A 15,254-nucleotide genomic window follows, 5' to 3' on the forward strand; every position below is an offset into this window, starting at 1 on the left:
GGTTGATAGGCCAGATATGGAAGCACGGCAACGTGTGGAGTTGACTGGTACTAATAGGCCGAGGGCTTGTCCTCAGTTGCTCGCGTCCACTGTGTTGGTTCTGAAACCACGAACAACCCCGTCATGTCATGTGACGGTGCGGTTGAGAGTTTCATAGTGTTTCGGTGGTCATAGCGTGAGGGAAACGCCCGGTTACATTCCGAACCCGGAAGCTAAGCCTCACAGCGCCGATGGTACTGCAGGGGGGACCCTGTGGGAGAGTAGGACGCCGCCGAACAATTCTTCAAAGAGCTGGTCCGTGAACATCGTTTCACGGACCAGCTCTTTTTTTGTGTGTCACTTGGGGTTTGTCCCGCGTCACGTGGCGTTCACATTGCGCCAGGACCATCCGAGCCATGGGCACTGTAGGAATGCTGAGGGCCGCGGGCATCGGACCCGCCGACGAGGTCGTCGTGCCGGCGTTCGGGAATCCCGAGGTCGCCGAGGCCGTGATACAGACCGGCGCGACACCCGTGTACGCCGACATAGACCCGGCCACGTACTGCCTGAACCCCGACTTCGTCGACGCGGTCGTCGGTCCCCGTACCGCCGCCGTCGTCGTCGTGCACCGCTTCGGCCGGCCGGCCGACGTCGCGCGGCTGCACCGGCTCGGACAGCGCCGTGGCCTCCTGGTCATCGAGCAGAGCGAATCCGACGCGCCGTACGCCGAGGCCGAGCGGCGTCGGGCGAACGCGGCCTATCTGACCGCGCGGCTGAGCGGGGTGCGCACGCCCGAGGACGGCGACGCGCACACCTACCAGCAGTACGTCGTGCGGGTGCCGGGCAACGGAAGGCCCGACCGCGACGCCTTCGCCCGGGCCGTGCGGGCCAGGGGCGTCGAGTGCCGGGTGCCGGTGAAGACGCCCGTGCACCGCGTGCCGCTGTTCCGGCGGGACGTGTGCCTGCCGGAGACCGAGCGGGCCGCCGACGAGACGCTCTCGCTCCCCGTGGACGCCTCGCTGACCAGGCGCGAGCTGCAGCGCGTGGTGTCCGCGTGCAACGCGCTCGGAGGGCTGCTCCAGCCGGCTTTCTGAACCGGTCGGACGTGGTTGGGAGCACGTCTGTGTTCGGGGTATGATCTATTTCGTCGAAGCGGGGGGAACCCCGAAAGCGACAGGCCCCTATAGCTCAGTCGGCAGAGCGTCTCCATGGTAAGGAGAAGGTCAACGGTTCGATTCCGTTTGGGGGCTCAAAGAAAAAGGCCTCCGCCCTTTCGGGCGGGGGCCTTCGTCGTATTCCGGCCCGTCTCGCACGGGCCGGTTCCCTTCGGTCAGTCCTTCTGCAGTCCGGGCACGCGCATCGCCAGAATGGCCATGTCGTCGGACGGGGCGTCGGAGGCGAAGCGCTCCACCGCGCGCATGATGCGGGCGGCGACCGCGCCCGCCGTCAGACCGGTGCAGGTCGTCAGCACGTCCGCGAGACCGTCGTCGCCGAGCATGCGCGTGCCCTCGCGGCGCTCCGTCACGCCGTCCGTGACGCACAGCAGGACGTCGCCCGGGTCGAGCGTCACCGTCTCCTCGTACAGCTCCAGGTCGTCCATGACGCCGAGGAGCGGCTGCGGCTCGGCCGCCGACTCGACCGTGCCGTCCTGCCGCAGGCGCAGCGGCAGCGGGTGACCGGCGCAGACCACCTTCAGGACGGCGCTGCCGTCCTCCTGGGGCCACAGCTCGCCGTACAGGAGGGTCAGGAAGCGGCTGCGTTCGCCCTCGTCGAGGATCGCGGAGTTCAGGCGCTCCAGGACCGCGGGGCCGCCGAAGCCCTCGCGCGCCAGCAGGCGCAGGGCGTGCCGGGCGAGGCCGGTGACCGCGGCCGCCTCCGGGCCCGTGCCGCAGACGTCGCCGATGGCGAAGCCGTACGCGCCGTCGCGGATCGGGAAGATGTCGTAGAAGTCGCCGCCGACCTCGTTGCCCTCGCCGGCCGCCCGGTAGATGACGTCGACCTCGACGCCGGGGACGTCCGGGAGACCGGGCGGCAGCAGGCTGCGCTGCAGGGACTGGCTGATGGCCGTGCGCTCGGAGTACAGGCGCGCGTTGTCCAGGGCGAGCGCGGCCCGGCGGCTGAGGTCCTCGGCGAGCTCCAGGATCTCCTGGCGGAAGTGCTCGTCGGTGGGCTTGCCGAGCGTCAGCATGCCGATGACGCGGTTGCGGGCCACCAGCGGCAGGACGACCGTCTCGCCGCCGACCGCGGCGGCCGTCGCCAGCGTCGTGCCGATACCGGAGCTGACCGTCGCGGGTTCGTTCAGGCCCAGGCTGCGCATGGAGGTGCGCAGTGCGGCGTCGTGGGCGGCCGTGGCGGGCGCGGACCAGACGCGGGCGCCCGGGGTGGGCACCGGCGGCGGCGGGTCGATCTTCGCCAGCAGGGCCTTGAGGCCGTCGATGCGCTCCTCGTCCTCGTGCAGGACGTACGAGAGCTCCGGCTCCGAGGCCTGGTCGGCGATCGTGTAGACGGCGCACCAGGTGGCGAGGGTCGGAACGGTCATCTGCGCCATCAGGGCGAGGGTCTGGTCGCGGTCCAGCGTGCCCGCGAGCAGGTCGGAGGCCTCGACCAGGAACGACAGCGAACCGCGGCGCAGCCGCTCCAGCTCGCCCAGGCGCGCGGACTCCACGGCCAGCGCGATCCGGTCGGCCGCGAACTGCAGGCGCAGGGCCTCCTCGTTCGAGTACCGGGAGGGCGCCTCGGCCGCGACGCCCAGGGAGCCGGTGAGGCGGCCCTCGACCTTCAGCGGGACCGTGACGACGGAGCGCATCCCCGTGCCGTTCAGCAGCGGGACGGCGCCCGGGACGGCGGTGAGGTCGTCGTGGACGGAGGGCATGCGGGCCGAGCCGTAGCGGCCGGGGCCGGCCTCCACGGGGACGCGGGCGAAGCGCTGGCGGGCCGAGGGGAGCCCGGTCGAGGCGCGGACCTCGAGCTCGGTCTCGTCGTCGGTGGCCAGGAGCAGGAAGGCGGAGTCGCCGTCGAGCATGTCCCGGGCGCGCTCCACGGTGCGCTGGAGGAGGCCGTCCAGGTCGTCCGGGGCGGGGGAGCCGATGAAGACCTCGAACGGATCGGCGCCCTGGCCGCTCTCGGGAAGTGTCGTGGACTCCGAGGCGGGTAGGCGCAGCGGAGTCTGGAGGACGGCGCGCTCGTGATCCCGTACCAGCAGGCACACGGTCGACGGCTCGCCTCCCGTGTCGCGCACCCGCAGGTGGGAGGCGTATACAGGGATCACCCGGCCGTGGGCGCCGCGGATGCCGTAGCTGCCCTCCCAGCGGGAGAGTCGGAGGGCTTCGGCGATGCCGGTGCTGGTGCCGGGGGTGTGCGGCCATGCGGCGAGGTCGGTGAGCGGCTTGCCCGTGACCTGCTCGGCCGTGTACCCGAAGAGCTCCTCGGCGTCCTCGTTCCAGGCCGTGATGGTGCCGGGGCGGTCGATCTGGACGACGGCGACCCGGACCCGGCCGTCGGCGAGGGGCAGGAGGTCGGCGGGGAGCGAGGGGCCCGCGGCGCGGGTGCCGACCGGGCGCGCGGGCAGATCGAGCCGGAACCAGACCGTCTTGTGCGTGGGCGTGTACTCCACGCCCCAGCGGCCGGCGAGGGCCGCGCAGAGCTGCAGGCCGCGGCCGCCCTCGTGGTCGGGGCTGCTCATGCTGACCGCGGTGGACTGCAGGGGGACCTCGCGGTCCGGGTACCGGTCCGCGACCTCGATGCGCACGCCCTCGTCGCTGCGCAGGCACAGGACGTCCGCGGCGGTGCCGGCGTGCACGACGGCGTTGGTCACCAGCTCGCTGGTGAGGACCACGGCGTCGTCCACGATGTCGCCGAAGCCCCAGCCCTGGAGGGTGTCGCGGACGAAGGAGCGGGCGGTCGCGACGGACCGCCCCACAGGGGCGAAGCTGGCAGCCGCGCGCGCGGTGATCACAGAACTCCTTGTCCGGTTCTCTACGTACAGGCCCTCCCCATCGGCCTGCTCCTGCCGGGGCAGGGTCTCATGTCCCGTCGGCCGGGACTCCCGGGGCTGGTTCCCGGGATGCAGTCCGGTGGTCATGGTGCGGCCGCCCCTCCGATGCCTGCCCGCTCGTTCTCGTGCCACCGCCCAGGCCGGACGGACCGGCGCGGCTGGACAGCCGCATGCAAGGTTACTTACCTTCGCCGTCCGTGCGGATGCCGGTCACCAGTGTTTTGGTCCGGTGGGCGTGTGCGGACGATGTGCGAAGCTGCCGAACTGTTATGGCCTGGTTCAGCCATGGTGAAACACTGGGCAGGCTTCAGGAGAAGGTCCGAGGACGCGGAGCGGTACCCGAGCACGCCGAGCAGGAATGGTCGACCCTTGCGGGAGGGACACAGTGGAGTCTGGCGCAGCGACGCGGGGCGGCAAGACGCGCGCGAAAGGCGGACAGTCCCTGAGTAATGCGCGTAAACCACGCAATGGCACCACGACGGTCGACACGGCGGCTCTGAACCGCCTGCTGTCCGCCCTGGAGTCGATGCGCGACGGGAACTTCCGCAAGCGCCTGACGGTGTCCGGCGACGGCGTGATGGCCGAGATCGCGGCGGTCTTCAACGAGGTGGCCGACCGCAATCTGCACCTCACCGGCGAGCTGTCGCGGGTGAGGCGCATGGTGGGGCGTGAGGGGAAACTCACGGAGCGCCTGGAGACGGGAGTCTGCGAGGGCTCGTGGGCGGCCGCCATCGATCACTCCAATGCGCTGGTGGAAGACCTCGTGCGCCCCGTGTCCGAGGTGGGCCGGGTGCTGTCCGCGGTGGCGGACGGCGACCTGTCGCCGCGCATGGAGCTGCGGACGCCGACGGCCGACGGGAACGGGCAGCCGCTGCGCGGCGAGTTCCTCAAGGTCGGGCGGACGGTCAACAACCTCGTCGACCAGCTGTCGTCGTTCACCGACGAGGTCACGCGCGTGGCCAGCGAGGTCGGCACGGAGGGCAAGCTGGGCGGGCAGGCCCGGGTGCGCGGCATGTCCGGCTCCTGGAAGGACCTCACCGACTCCGTCAACACCATGGCGTACCGGCTGACGGCGCAGGTGCGCGACATCGCCCTCGTCACCACGGCCGTCGCCAAGGGCGATCTGTCCCGCAAGGTCACGGTGCACGTGGCCGGCGAGATGCTGGAGCTGAAGAACACCGTCAACACGATGGTCGACCAGCTCTCGTCGTTCTCGTCCGAGGTGACCCGCGTCGCCCGCGAGGTCGGCACGGAGGGCGAGCTCGGCGGCCAGGCGCAGGTGCCCGGGGTGGCCGGCGTCTGGAAGGACCTCACCGACTCGGTGAACCTGATGGCCGGCAACCTCACGGCTCAGGTGCGCGGGATCGCCCAGGTCACGACGGCGGTGGCCAACGGCGACCTGTCGCGGAAGGTCACGGTGAGCGCGCGCGGCGAGGTCGCGCAGCTCGCCGAGACGATCAACCAGATGACGGAGACGCTGCGCACGTTCGCCGACGAGGTGACGCGTGTGGCCAACGAGGTCGGCGGCGAGGGACGGCTCGGCGGCCAGGCGAACGTGCCGGGTGCGGCGGGCACCTGGAAGGACCTCACGGACTCCGTCAACACGGTCTTCCGCAACCTCACCACGCAGGTGAGGGACATCGCGGCCGTGACGACGGCGGTGGCCAACGGCGACCTGTCGCAGAAGGTCACGGTCGACGTGGCCGGCGAGATGCTGGAGCTGAAGAACACCGTCAACACGATGGTCGACCAGCTCTCCTCCTTCGGCGACGAGGTCACCCGCGTCGCCCGGGAGGTCGGCGTCGAGGGCGAGCTGGGCGGCCAGGCGAACGTGCCGGGCGCTGCGGGCACCTGGAAGGACCTCACGGACTCCGTCAACACGGCGTTCCGCAACCTCACCGGCCAGGTCCGCAACATCGCCCAGGTGACGACGGCGGTCGCGAACGGCGACCTGTCGCAGAAGGTCACGGTCGACGTCTCCGGCGAGATGCTCCAGCTGAAGAACACCGTGAACACGATGGTGGACCAGCTGTCCTCCTTCGCCGACCAGGTCACGCGCATGGCCCGGGACGTGGGCACGGAGGGCCGCCTCGGCGGTCAGGCGCGCGTCGACGGCGTGTCGGGCACCTGGAAGGAGCTGACCGACTCCGTCAACTTCATGGCGGGCAATCTGACGTCCCAGGTGCGGCAGATCGCCCAGGTGACGACGGCGGTGGCGCGGGGCGACCTGTCGCAGAAGATCGACGTGGACGCGCGCGGCGAGATCCTGGAGCTGAAGAACACCATCAACACGATGGTCGACCAGCTCAGCGCCTTCGCCGAGCAGGTCACCCGGGTGGCCCGCGAGGTGGGTACGGACGGCCGCCTCGGCGGTCAGGCGCAGGTGCCCGGCGTGGCCGGCGTCTGGCGCGACCTGACCGACTCCGTGAACGGCATGGCGGGCAACCTCACCGCCCAGGTGCGCAACATCGCCCAGGTGGCCACGGCGGTGGCGCGGGGCGACCTGTCGCAGAAGATCGACGTGGACGCGCGCGGCGAGATCCTGGAGCTGAAGAACACCCTCAACACGATGGTGGACCAGCTCTCGAACTTCGCCGAGCAGGTGACGCGGGTGGCCCGTGAGGTGGGCACCGAGGGCATCCTCGGCGGCCAGGCGGAGGTCCAGGGGGTCTCCGGCACCTGGAAGGACCTCACCCAGTCCGTGAACTTCATGGCGAACAACCTGACCATCCAGGTGCGCAACATCGCCGAGGTCACGACCGCGGTCGCCAAGGGCGACCTGTCCAAGAAGATCACGGTCGACGCCAAGGGCGAGATCCTGGAGCTGGTCACGACCGTCAACACGATGGTCGACCAGCTCTCCAGCTTCGCCGAGCAGGTGACGCGGGTGGCGCGCGAGGTGGGTACCGAGGGCATCCTCGGCGGCCAGGCGCACGTCCCGGGCGTCACCGGCATCTGGAAGGACCTCAGCGACAACGTCAACCTGATGGCCAACAACCTGACCATGCAGGTGCGCAACATCTCGCAGGTCGCGGCGGCCGTCGCCAACGGCGACCTGACCCGGACGGTGACGATCGAGGCGCGCGGCGAGGTCGCGCAGCTCGCCGACACCTTCAACACCATGGTCAAGACGCTGAGTTCGTTCGCGGACCAGGTCACCAAGGTCGCCCGCGAGGTGGGCACGGACGGCATCCTGGGCGGCCAGGCCCGCGTACCGGGCGTCTCCGGTACGTGGAAGGACCTGACCGAGTCCGTGAACGGGATGGCGTCCAACCTGACCGGACAGGTGCGCAACATCGCGATGGTCACCACGGCCATCGCCAAGGGCGACCTGACCAAGAAGATCGACATCGACGCGCGCGGCGAGATCCTGGAGCTGAAGACGACCATCAACACGATGGTCGACCAGCTGTCGTCGTTCGCCGAGGAGGTCACCCGGGTGGCCCGCGAGGTGGGCACCGAGGGGCAGCTGGGCGGCCAGGCGCGGGTCCGCGACGTCGACGGCACCTGGCGCGACCTGACCGAGTCCGTGAACGAGATGGCCGGGAACCTCACCCGGCAGGTGCGCGCGATCGCGCGCGTGGCCACCGCGGTGACCCGCGGCGACCTCAACCTGAAGATCGACGTGGATGCCTCCGGGGAGATCCAGGAGCTCCAGGACTACATCAACAAGATGATCGCGAACCTGCGCGACACCACCATCGCCAACAAGGAGCAGGACTGGCTCAAGGGCAACCTCGCCCGCATCTCCGGTCTGATGCAGGGCCGCCGCGACCTCGACGACGTCGCCTCGCTGATCATGAGCGAGCTGACCCCGGTGGTCTCGGCGCAGCACGGCGCGTTCTTCCTGGCGATGCCGCTGGACGACCACCGGGAGGTGGGCGCCGGGCACGACGACGCCTACGAACTGCGCATGCTCGGCTCGTACGGCTATTCGATGGGATCGATGCCGACTTCCTTCCGGCCCGGTGAGACGCTGATCGGGACGGCGGCCAAGGAGCGGCGCACGATCCTCGTCGAAAACGTGCCGCCGGGGTACCTGAAGATCGCCTCCGGGCTCGGCGAGGCGCCGCCCGCGCATGTCATCGTGTTGCCGGTGCTCTTCGAGGGACAGGTCCTCGGCGTGATCGAGCTGGCCTCCTTCCAGCCGTTCACGCAGATCCAGAAGGACTTCCTCAGCCAGATCGCCGAGATGATCGCGACCAGCGTCAACACCATCGCGGTGAACACCAAGACCGAGGTGCTGCTCAAGCAGTCGCAGGAGCTGACCGAGCAGCTGCGCGAGCGCTCCGCCGAGCTGGAGAACCGGCAGAAGGCCCTCCAGGCGTCCAACGCAGAGCTGGAGGAGAAGGCCGAGCTGCTGGCCCAGCAGAACCGCGACATCGAGGTGAAGAACACCGAGATCGAGGAGGCTCGCCAGGTGCTGGAGGAGCGCGCCGAGCAGCTCGCCGTCTCCATGCGCTACAAGAGCGAGTTCCTGGCGAACATGTCGCACGAGCTGCGCACACCGCTCAACTCCCTGCTGATCCTGGCCAAGCTGCTCGCCGACAACGCCGACAGCAACCTGACGCCCAAGCAGGTGGAGTTCGCCGAGACGATCCACGGGGCCGGCTCCGACCTGCTCCAGCTGATCAACGACATCCTGGACCTGTCGAAGGTCGAGGCGGGCAAGATGGACGTCTCTCCGACCCGGATCGCGCTCGTCCAGCTCGTCGACTACGTGGAGGCCACCTTCCGGCCGCTGACCGCGGAGAAGGGCCTGGACTTCTCCGTACGGGTGTCGCCGGAGCTGCCCGCCACGCTGCACACGGACGAGCAGCGCCTGCTGCAGGTGCTGCGCAACCTGCTGTCCAACGCGGTGAAGTTCACCGACACCGGTGCGGTCGAGCTGGTCATCCGGCCCGCGGGCACCGACGTGCCGGTCGCCATCCGGGAGCAGCTGCTGGAGGCCGGCTCGCTGCAGGACCCGGACGCGGACCTGATCGCGTTCTCCGTGACCGACACCGGCATCGGCATCGCGGCCAGCAAGATGCGCGTCATCTTCGAGGCGTTCAAGCAGGCGGACGGCACGACCAGCCGCAAGTACGGCGGTACGGGCCTGGGGCTGTCCATCTCGCGGGAGATCGCGCGGCTGCTGGGCGGCGAGATCCACGCGCAGAGCGAGACGGGCCGCGGCTCCACCTTCACGCTGTACCTGCCGCTGCACCCGAGCGAGCTGCCGCCGCAGGGCTACGGGCACCAGACGGAGACGGTGCCGGACCCGGACGCCGAGCTGGAGGGGCCGGCCGGCGACGTCCGGGCACCGCGCGTGGAGACGCCCGCCGAGGTGAAGTCCTACCAGGAGACGCAGAACGGCGCCGCCGCGCTCTTCCGGCGCCGCCGCAGGGCGCTGCCGGAGGCCGAGCAGCGGCCCGCCCTTCCGGGGCGGCCGGCGCAGCCGCAGGAGCAGCAGTGGTCCGGCAGCGGCCAGGAGGCGAACGGGGCGTCCCGGGGCGCCTTCCGCTTCGAGGGCGAGAAGGTGCTGATCGTCGACGACGACATCCGCAACGTCTTCGCGCTGACCAGCGTCCTGGAGCAGCACGGCCTGTCGGTGCTGTACGCCGAGAACGGCCGCGAGGGCATCGAGGTCCTGGAGCAGCACGACGACGTGACGGTCGTGCTGATGGACATCATGATGCCCGAGATGGACGGGTACGCGACGACGACGGCGATCCGCCGGATGCCCCAGTTCGCGGGCCTGCCGATCATCGCCTTGACCGCGAAGGCGATGAAGGGCGACCGTGAGAAGGCGATCGAGTCGGGCGCCTCGGACTACGTGACCAAGCCGGTCGATCCGGATCACCTGCTCGCGGTGATGGAGCAGTGGATGCGGGAACGGTGAAAGGAACAGGACGGTGCCCGCGCCGGGCACCGTCGGGCAGGTGATGACTGACCGTGCCCGGGGCAGTGTAAAAAGCCGGGAAAGCGGGAACCTTCTGGTCTCCCACCGCGTTTCTGCTACGTGCACGGTGACATCGCGGTGACAGGGTGTGGTGACGAACGGGGTGCGGCTACCATGACCGGCACAAGGACGGGCGGCTCAAGGGAGCCGTCCCTCGGGGCGGCCCCGGGCGCCGCCCCCAGTCCTGCGGACAGGGGAGGCCCCATGCCGGGGCGAGGAGGGCGGGCCATGGTGCAGAAGGCCAAGATCCTCCTGGTCGATGACCGGCCGGAGAATCTGCTGGCGCTGGAGGCCATCCTCTCTGCGCTCGATCAGACGCTCGTCCGGGCATCGTCCGGGGAGGAAGCGCTCAAAGCACTGCTCACGGACGATTTCGCGGTCATCCTGCTGGATGTCCAGATGCCGGGCATGGACGGGTTCGAGACCGCCGCGCACATCAAGCGGCGCGAGCGGACCCGGGACATCCCGATCATCTTCCTGACCGCGATCAACCACGGGCCGCACCACACCTTCCGCGGGTACGCGGCGGGCGCGGTGGACTACATCTCCAAGCCGTTCGACCCGTGGGTGCTGCGGGCGAAGGTCTCCGTGTTCGTCGAGCTGTACATGAAGAACTGCCAGCTGCGCGAGCAGGCGGCGCTGCTGCGGCTCCAGCTGGAGGGCAGCGGCAGGACGGCGGTCGGCGACGGAAAGGAGTCGGCCGGGCTGCTGGCCGAGCTGTCCGCGCGGCTCGCCGCGGTCGAGGAGCAGGCCGAGGCGCTGTCCAAGCAGCTCGACGACGACGCGGCGGACGCCGCGGCGGTGGCGACCGCGGCCCATCTGGAGCGCAAGCTCACGGGCCTGCGCAGGGCCCTGGACGCACTGGAGCCCGGCACGGGGAGCGGCGCGCCCTCGGTGCCTTCGCAGAGCTGACGGCAGGGCCGCGGGCCGAGACGGATCTGCAGGCCGGGACGGGTTCGGAGGTCGGGGACGCCCGGTTCTCGGGGGTCCGTCCGTTCCACACGCCCGGCTCTCGGGAAAACCGTCCGTCCCGCATGTCCGGGCTTGTCTCAGCGACACCCGTACGGCTCGTCCGTACGCCTGCCTGCGCCCGACCTCCCCACGCGACACTCGTACGGGGCCGGGGCCGGGGCCGTGCACGGCCCTCCGCGACGCTCGTACGGTCCCCGTGTCCGCAGCCCCGCCGGCCCGTTCCCGTTGCGCCGAACGGCCTCCTCGGCCGGGCGCCGCACCCGGACTCCGCGTACGGTCGTCCCGCCTCTCCCCCCGGCTTCCGCACGGCGGCGGGGTACGGCCCATGAGGCACCGTCAGTTCCCGGCCACCGGGAGGACGACACGAACGGGTGAAGCAGTGGGCACACGTGTCCGCAGGGGACTCCACCGGTAACCTCACACCCATGGCCCCACGTCAGCCCGCAGCCAGGAAGCCGCCCGCGAAGAAGGCGGCCGCACCGACGAAGGCAGTGGCGAGGAAGGCCCCCGCGAAGAAGGCACCGGCGAAGAAGGCGCCCGCCAAGAAGGCCGCGGCGAGGAAGCCCGCGCCCAGGCCGGCGCCCAGCCCCACCGGGGGCGTCTTCCGCCTGCTGCGCGCGGTGTGGCTCGGCGTCGCGCACGCCGTCGGCGCCATGTTCCGCGGCATCGGACAGGGAGCGCGGGGCCTGGACCCCGCGCACCGCAAGGACGGCGTGGCCCTGCTGCTGCTCGCCCTCATGCTGATCGTCGCGGCCGGCACCTGGTCCAGCATCCAGGGACCGGTGGGCGACCTCGTCGAGATGCTGGTGACCGGCGCGTTCGGCCGGCTGGACCTGCTGGTGCCGGTCCTGCTCGGGGTCGTCGCCGCGCGCCTGATCCGGCACCCCGAGAAGCCCGAGGCCAACGGCCGCATCGTCATCGGCCTGTCCGCGCTCGTCATCGGCGTGCTCGGCCAGATCCACATCGCGTGCGGCTCGCCCGCGCGCGCCGAGGGCATGCAGGCGATAAAGGACGCGGGCGGCCTCATCGGCTGGGGCGCGGCCACCCCGCTGACGTACACGATGGGCGACGTCCTGGCCGTACCGCTCCTCGTCCTGCTGACCGTCTTCGGGCTCCTGGTCGTCACCGCGACGCCCGTCAACGCCATTCCGCAGCGGTTGCGGCAGCTCGGCGTCCGGCTCGGCGTCGTCCAGCCGCGGCCGGAGGACGAGCCGTACACCGAGGACGACGAGCGCTACGACGAGCAGTGGCGCGAGGCGCTGCCCGCGCGTCCCCGCTCCCGCGGCCGGGGTCCCGCGCCTCAGGCGTACGACCCCGACGTCGCCGAGCAGGAGGCGCTCACCAAGCGCCGCGGCCGGCCCCGGCGGTCCGCCGTGCAGCAGCCCGACATGAACCGGCCGTTGGACGCCGTGGACGTGGCCGCGGCCGCCGCCGCGGCGCTCGACGGCGCCGTCCTGCACGGTATGCCGCCCTCGCCGGTGGTGGCGGACCTGACCAAGGACGTGGCCGTCGAGCGCGGCGAGCGCACGGAGACCACGCCGGTGCCCGCCGCGCGCGGGAAGAAGGCCCGGCCCGAGCCGCAGCGGCAGCCGCAGGAGGCGGCCGCCGACTCCGGGGTGCCCGACCTCACCAAAGCCGCCCCGGAGGTGCCGCGCGACCTGCCGCCGCGCGCCGAGCAGCTCCAGCTCTCCGGTGACATCACCTACGCGCTGCCCTCGCTCGACCTGCTGGAGCGCGGCGGCCCCGGCAAGGCGCGCAGCGCCGCCAACGACGCGGTCGTCGCCTCGCTCACCACGGTCTTCACCGAGTTCAAGGTCGACGCCCGGGTCACCGGCTTCACCCGCGGCCCGACGGTCACCCGCTACGAGGTCGCGCTGGGCCCGGCCGTGAAGGTCGAGCGCATCACGGCGCTCACCAAGAACATCGCGTACGCCGTCGCCAGCCCCGACGTGCGGATCATCAGCCCGATCCCCGGCAAGTCCGCGGTCGGCATCGAGATCCCGAACACCGACCGGGAGATGGTCAACCTGGGCGACGTGCTGCGCCTCGCGGACTCCGCCGAGGACGACGACCCGATGCTGGTCGCCTTCGGCAAGGACGTCGAGGGCGGGTACGTCATGCACTCGCTGGCGAAGATGCCGCACATGCTGGTCGCCGGTGCCACCGGCTCCGGCAAGTCGTCCTGCATCAACTGCCTGATCACGTCGATCATGGTGCGGGCCACCCCCGAGGACGTCCGCATGGTGCTCGTCGACCCCAAGCGCGTCGAGCTGACCGCCTACGAGGGCATCCCGCACCTGATCACGCCGATCATCACCAACCCCAAGCGAGCCGCCGAGGCGCTCCAGTGGGTCGTGCGCGAGATGGACCTGCGCTACGACGACCTCGCCGCCTACGGCTACCGGCACATCGACGACTTCAACCGCGCGGTGCGCGAGGGCAAGGTCAAGCCGCCCGAGGGCAGCGAGCGCGAACTCCAGCCCTATCCGTACCTGCTGGTGATCGTCGACGAGCTGGCCGACCTGATGATGGTCGCGCCCCGCGACGTCGAGGACGCCATCGTGCGCATCACGCAGCTCGCGCGCGCCGCCGGCATCCACCTGGTGCTCGCCACCCAGCGGCCGTCCGTGGACGTCGTCACCGGTCTGATCAAGGCGAACGTGCCCTCCCGGCTCGCGTTCGCCACGTCCTCGCTCGCCGACTCGCGGGTCATCCTCGACCAGCCCGGAGCCGAGAAGCTGATCGGCAAGGGCGACGGCCTCTTCCTGCCGATGGGCGCCAACAAGCCCGTCCGCATGCAGGGCGCGTTCGTGACCGAGGAGGAGGTCGCGGCCGTCGTCCAGCACTGCAAGGACCAGATGGCGCCGGTCTTCCGGGACGACGTCGTGGTCGGCGGCAAGCAGAAGAAGGAGATCGACGAGGACATCGGCGACGACCTCGACCTGCTGTGCCAGGCCGCCGAGCTGGTCGTCTCCACCCAGTTCGGCTCGACCTCCATGCTGCAGCGCAAGCTGCGCGTGGGCTTCGCCAAGGCCGGCCGCCTGATGGACCTCATGGAGTCCCGCAACATCGTGGGGCCGAGCGAGGGTTCCAAGGCGCGTGACGTTCTTGTGAAGGCCGACGAGCTGGACGGCGTGCTCGCGCTGATCCGGGGGGAAACTCAACCGTAGGAAACAAGTCGGCCCGGACACCGGCCGGATGAGGGGAAGACGGCCGGGTATCCGATCCGTGACCCACCCGTGAGGAAACAGGGAGCAACCGTTTCCCCTCGGTGCACGTCAAGTTGAGCGAGGGGGCAGATCATGGCCCCCGCTGTCGGAATGTCCGGCCATTCCGATGGCGTACAAAGTCGTACCGCCCGGTTGCCTCACCCTTTCGTACCCCCCCTAGACTGAACCTCCAGCAGGTGGCTACACGCTCGAAAGGCGCCCCCGTGTCCATCGGCAACTCCCCTGACGGCAACTCCTTCGAGGACGAGCGCCCCGTCCGAGACGAGTTCTTCGTCGACGACGAGCACCCCGTCGAGAACGACCGGCCGTCGATCGGCCGGGCCCTGCAGCAGGCGCGCCTGGACGCCGGGATGACGGTCGACGAGATCAGTACCGCCACCCGGGTCCGCGTCGCCATCGTCCATGCCATCGAACAGGACGACTTCGCCCCCTGCGGCGGTGACGTCTACGCCCGCGGCCACATCAGGACGCTGGCGCGCGCCGTGCACATCGACCCGGCCCCGCTCCTGGAGCAGTACGCCGCCGAGCACGGCGGGCGGGCCGCGCCCACGCCCGCGGCACCGCTGTTCGAGGCGGAGCGCATCCGTCCGGAACGGCAGCGGCCGAACTGGACCGCGGCCATGGTCGCGGCGATCGTCGTCGTGATCGGCTTCGTCGGCTTCACCCTCGTCAACAGCGGCGACGACAAGAGCGGGGACACGGCGAAGGTCGCCGAGGGCGCCACGGCCGTCACCAGCCGGCCCGCCACGCCGAAGCCCAGCGCGAGCAGGCCCGCCGACCCCAAGCCCGACCCCTCGGACAGCGCCATCGCCGCCGCGCCCCAGGACAAGGTGACCGTCCAGGTCAGCGCCGCCGACGGCCGCAGCTGGATCTCGGCCAAGGACCACAACGGCCGGCTGCTGTTCGACGGCACCCTGGAGCAGGGCGACAAGAAGACGTTCCAGGACAAGCAGAAGATCGACCTCGTCCTGGGCGACGCCGGCGCCGTCCAGCTGTTCGTGAACGGCAAGGAGATCGAGGACGAGTTCCAGCCGGGCCAGGTGGAGCGGCTGACGTACACGAAGGGCGACCCCGAGGTCGGCTGACGGCCGCACGGGACGCACGGGCGCAGGAGCGCGGAACGACGGGGTTGGCCGGA

6 protein-coding genes, 1 tRNA gene and 1 rRNA gene are annotated in these 15,254 nt (G+C 70.7%); 7 read left to right on the plus strand and 1 reads right to left on the minus strand.

From position 1 onward, the window contains the following. Positions 1-160 precede the first annotated feature (160 nt). From rrf to IE271_RS12535, 3 genes are all read left to right on the plus strand, one after another. Positions 161-277: ribosomal RNA gene (rrf, locus tag IE271_RS12525) — 5S ribosomal RNA — on the plus strand. Between the two features lie 133 nt (positions 278-410). Next, on the plus strand, positions 411-1,073 hold the full coding sequence (locus IE271_RS12530) for a DegT/DnrJ/EryC1/StrS family aminotransferase (protein WP_190190457.1): 663 nt from the start codon (positions 411-413) through the stop codon (positions 1,071-1,073). An 83-nt stretch (positions 1,074-1,156) separates the two neighbouring features. Beyond that, positions 1,157-1,229 (plus strand) — tRNA-Thr (locus tag IE271_RS12535). Positions 1,230-1,309: 80 nt separating this feature from the next. Here IE271_RS12535 and IE271_RS12540 read toward each other — a convergent pair. Beyond that, entirely contained in the window at positions 1,310-4,060 is a 2,751-nt protein-coding gene (locus IE271_RS12540) for a SpoIIE family protein phosphatase (protein WP_190190337.1), read from the minus strand. Positions 4,061-4,358: 298 nt separating this feature from the next. Between IE271_RS12540 and IE271_RS12545 the strand changes: the two genes are divergently transcribed. From IE271_RS12545 to IE271_RS12560, 4 genes are all read left to right on the plus strand, one after another. After that, positions 4,359-9,854: a HAMP domain-containing protein gene (locus IE271_RS12545; RefSeq protein WP_190190338.1), complete on the plus strand. Its 5,496-nt coding sequence runs from the start codon at positions 4,359-4,361 to the stop codon at positions 9,852-9,854. Between the two features lie 288 nt (positions 9,855-10,142). Next, positions 10,143-10,826 (plus strand): response regulator, encoded by a 684-nt coding sequence (locus IE271_RS12550; RefSeq protein ID WP_190190339.1) that lies wholly within the window; start codon positions 10,143-10,145, stop codon positions 10,824-10,826. A 485-nt stretch (positions 10,827-11,311) separates the two neighbouring features. Further along, entirely contained in the window at positions 11,312-14,056 is a 2,745-nt protein-coding gene (locus IE271_RS12555) for a DNA translocase FtsK (RefSeq protein ID WP_190190340.1), read from the plus strand. Positions 14,057-14,319: 263 nt separating this feature from the next. Further along, positions 14,320-15,201: a helix-turn-helix domain-containing protein gene (locus tag IE271_RS12560; RefSeq protein WP_190190341.1), complete on the plus strand. Its 882-nt coding sequence runs from the start codon at positions 14,320-14,322 to the stop codon at positions 15,199-15,201. Positions 15,202-15,254: the final 53 nt, after the last annotated feature.

Source organism: Streptomyces minutiscleroticus (genome assembly GCF_014650875.1).
GTDB classification, from domain to species: Bacteria; Actinomycetota; Actinomycetes; order Streptomycetales; family Streptomycetaceae; genus Streptomyces; species Streptomyces minutiscleroticus.

Excerpts from the sequence above, each read along its gene's own strand:
- IE271_RS12540 (WP_190190337.1), bottom strand. The coding sequence starts at position 4,060 with ATGACCACCGGACTGCATCCCGGGAACCAGCCCCGGGAGTCCCGGCCG.
- IE271_RS12530 (WP_190190457.1), top strand. The coding sequence starts at position 411 with ATGCTGAGGGCCGCGGGCATCGGACCCGCCGACGAGGTCGTCGTGCCG.
- IE271_RS12550 (WP_190190339.1), top strand. The coding sequence starts at position 10,143 with ATGGTGCAGAAGGCCAAGATCCTCCTGGTCGATGACCGGCCGGAGAAT.
- IE271_RS12555 (WP_190190340.1), top strand. The coding sequence starts at position 11,312 with ATGGCCCCACGTCAGCCCGCAGCCAGGAAGCCGCCCGCGAAGAAGGCG.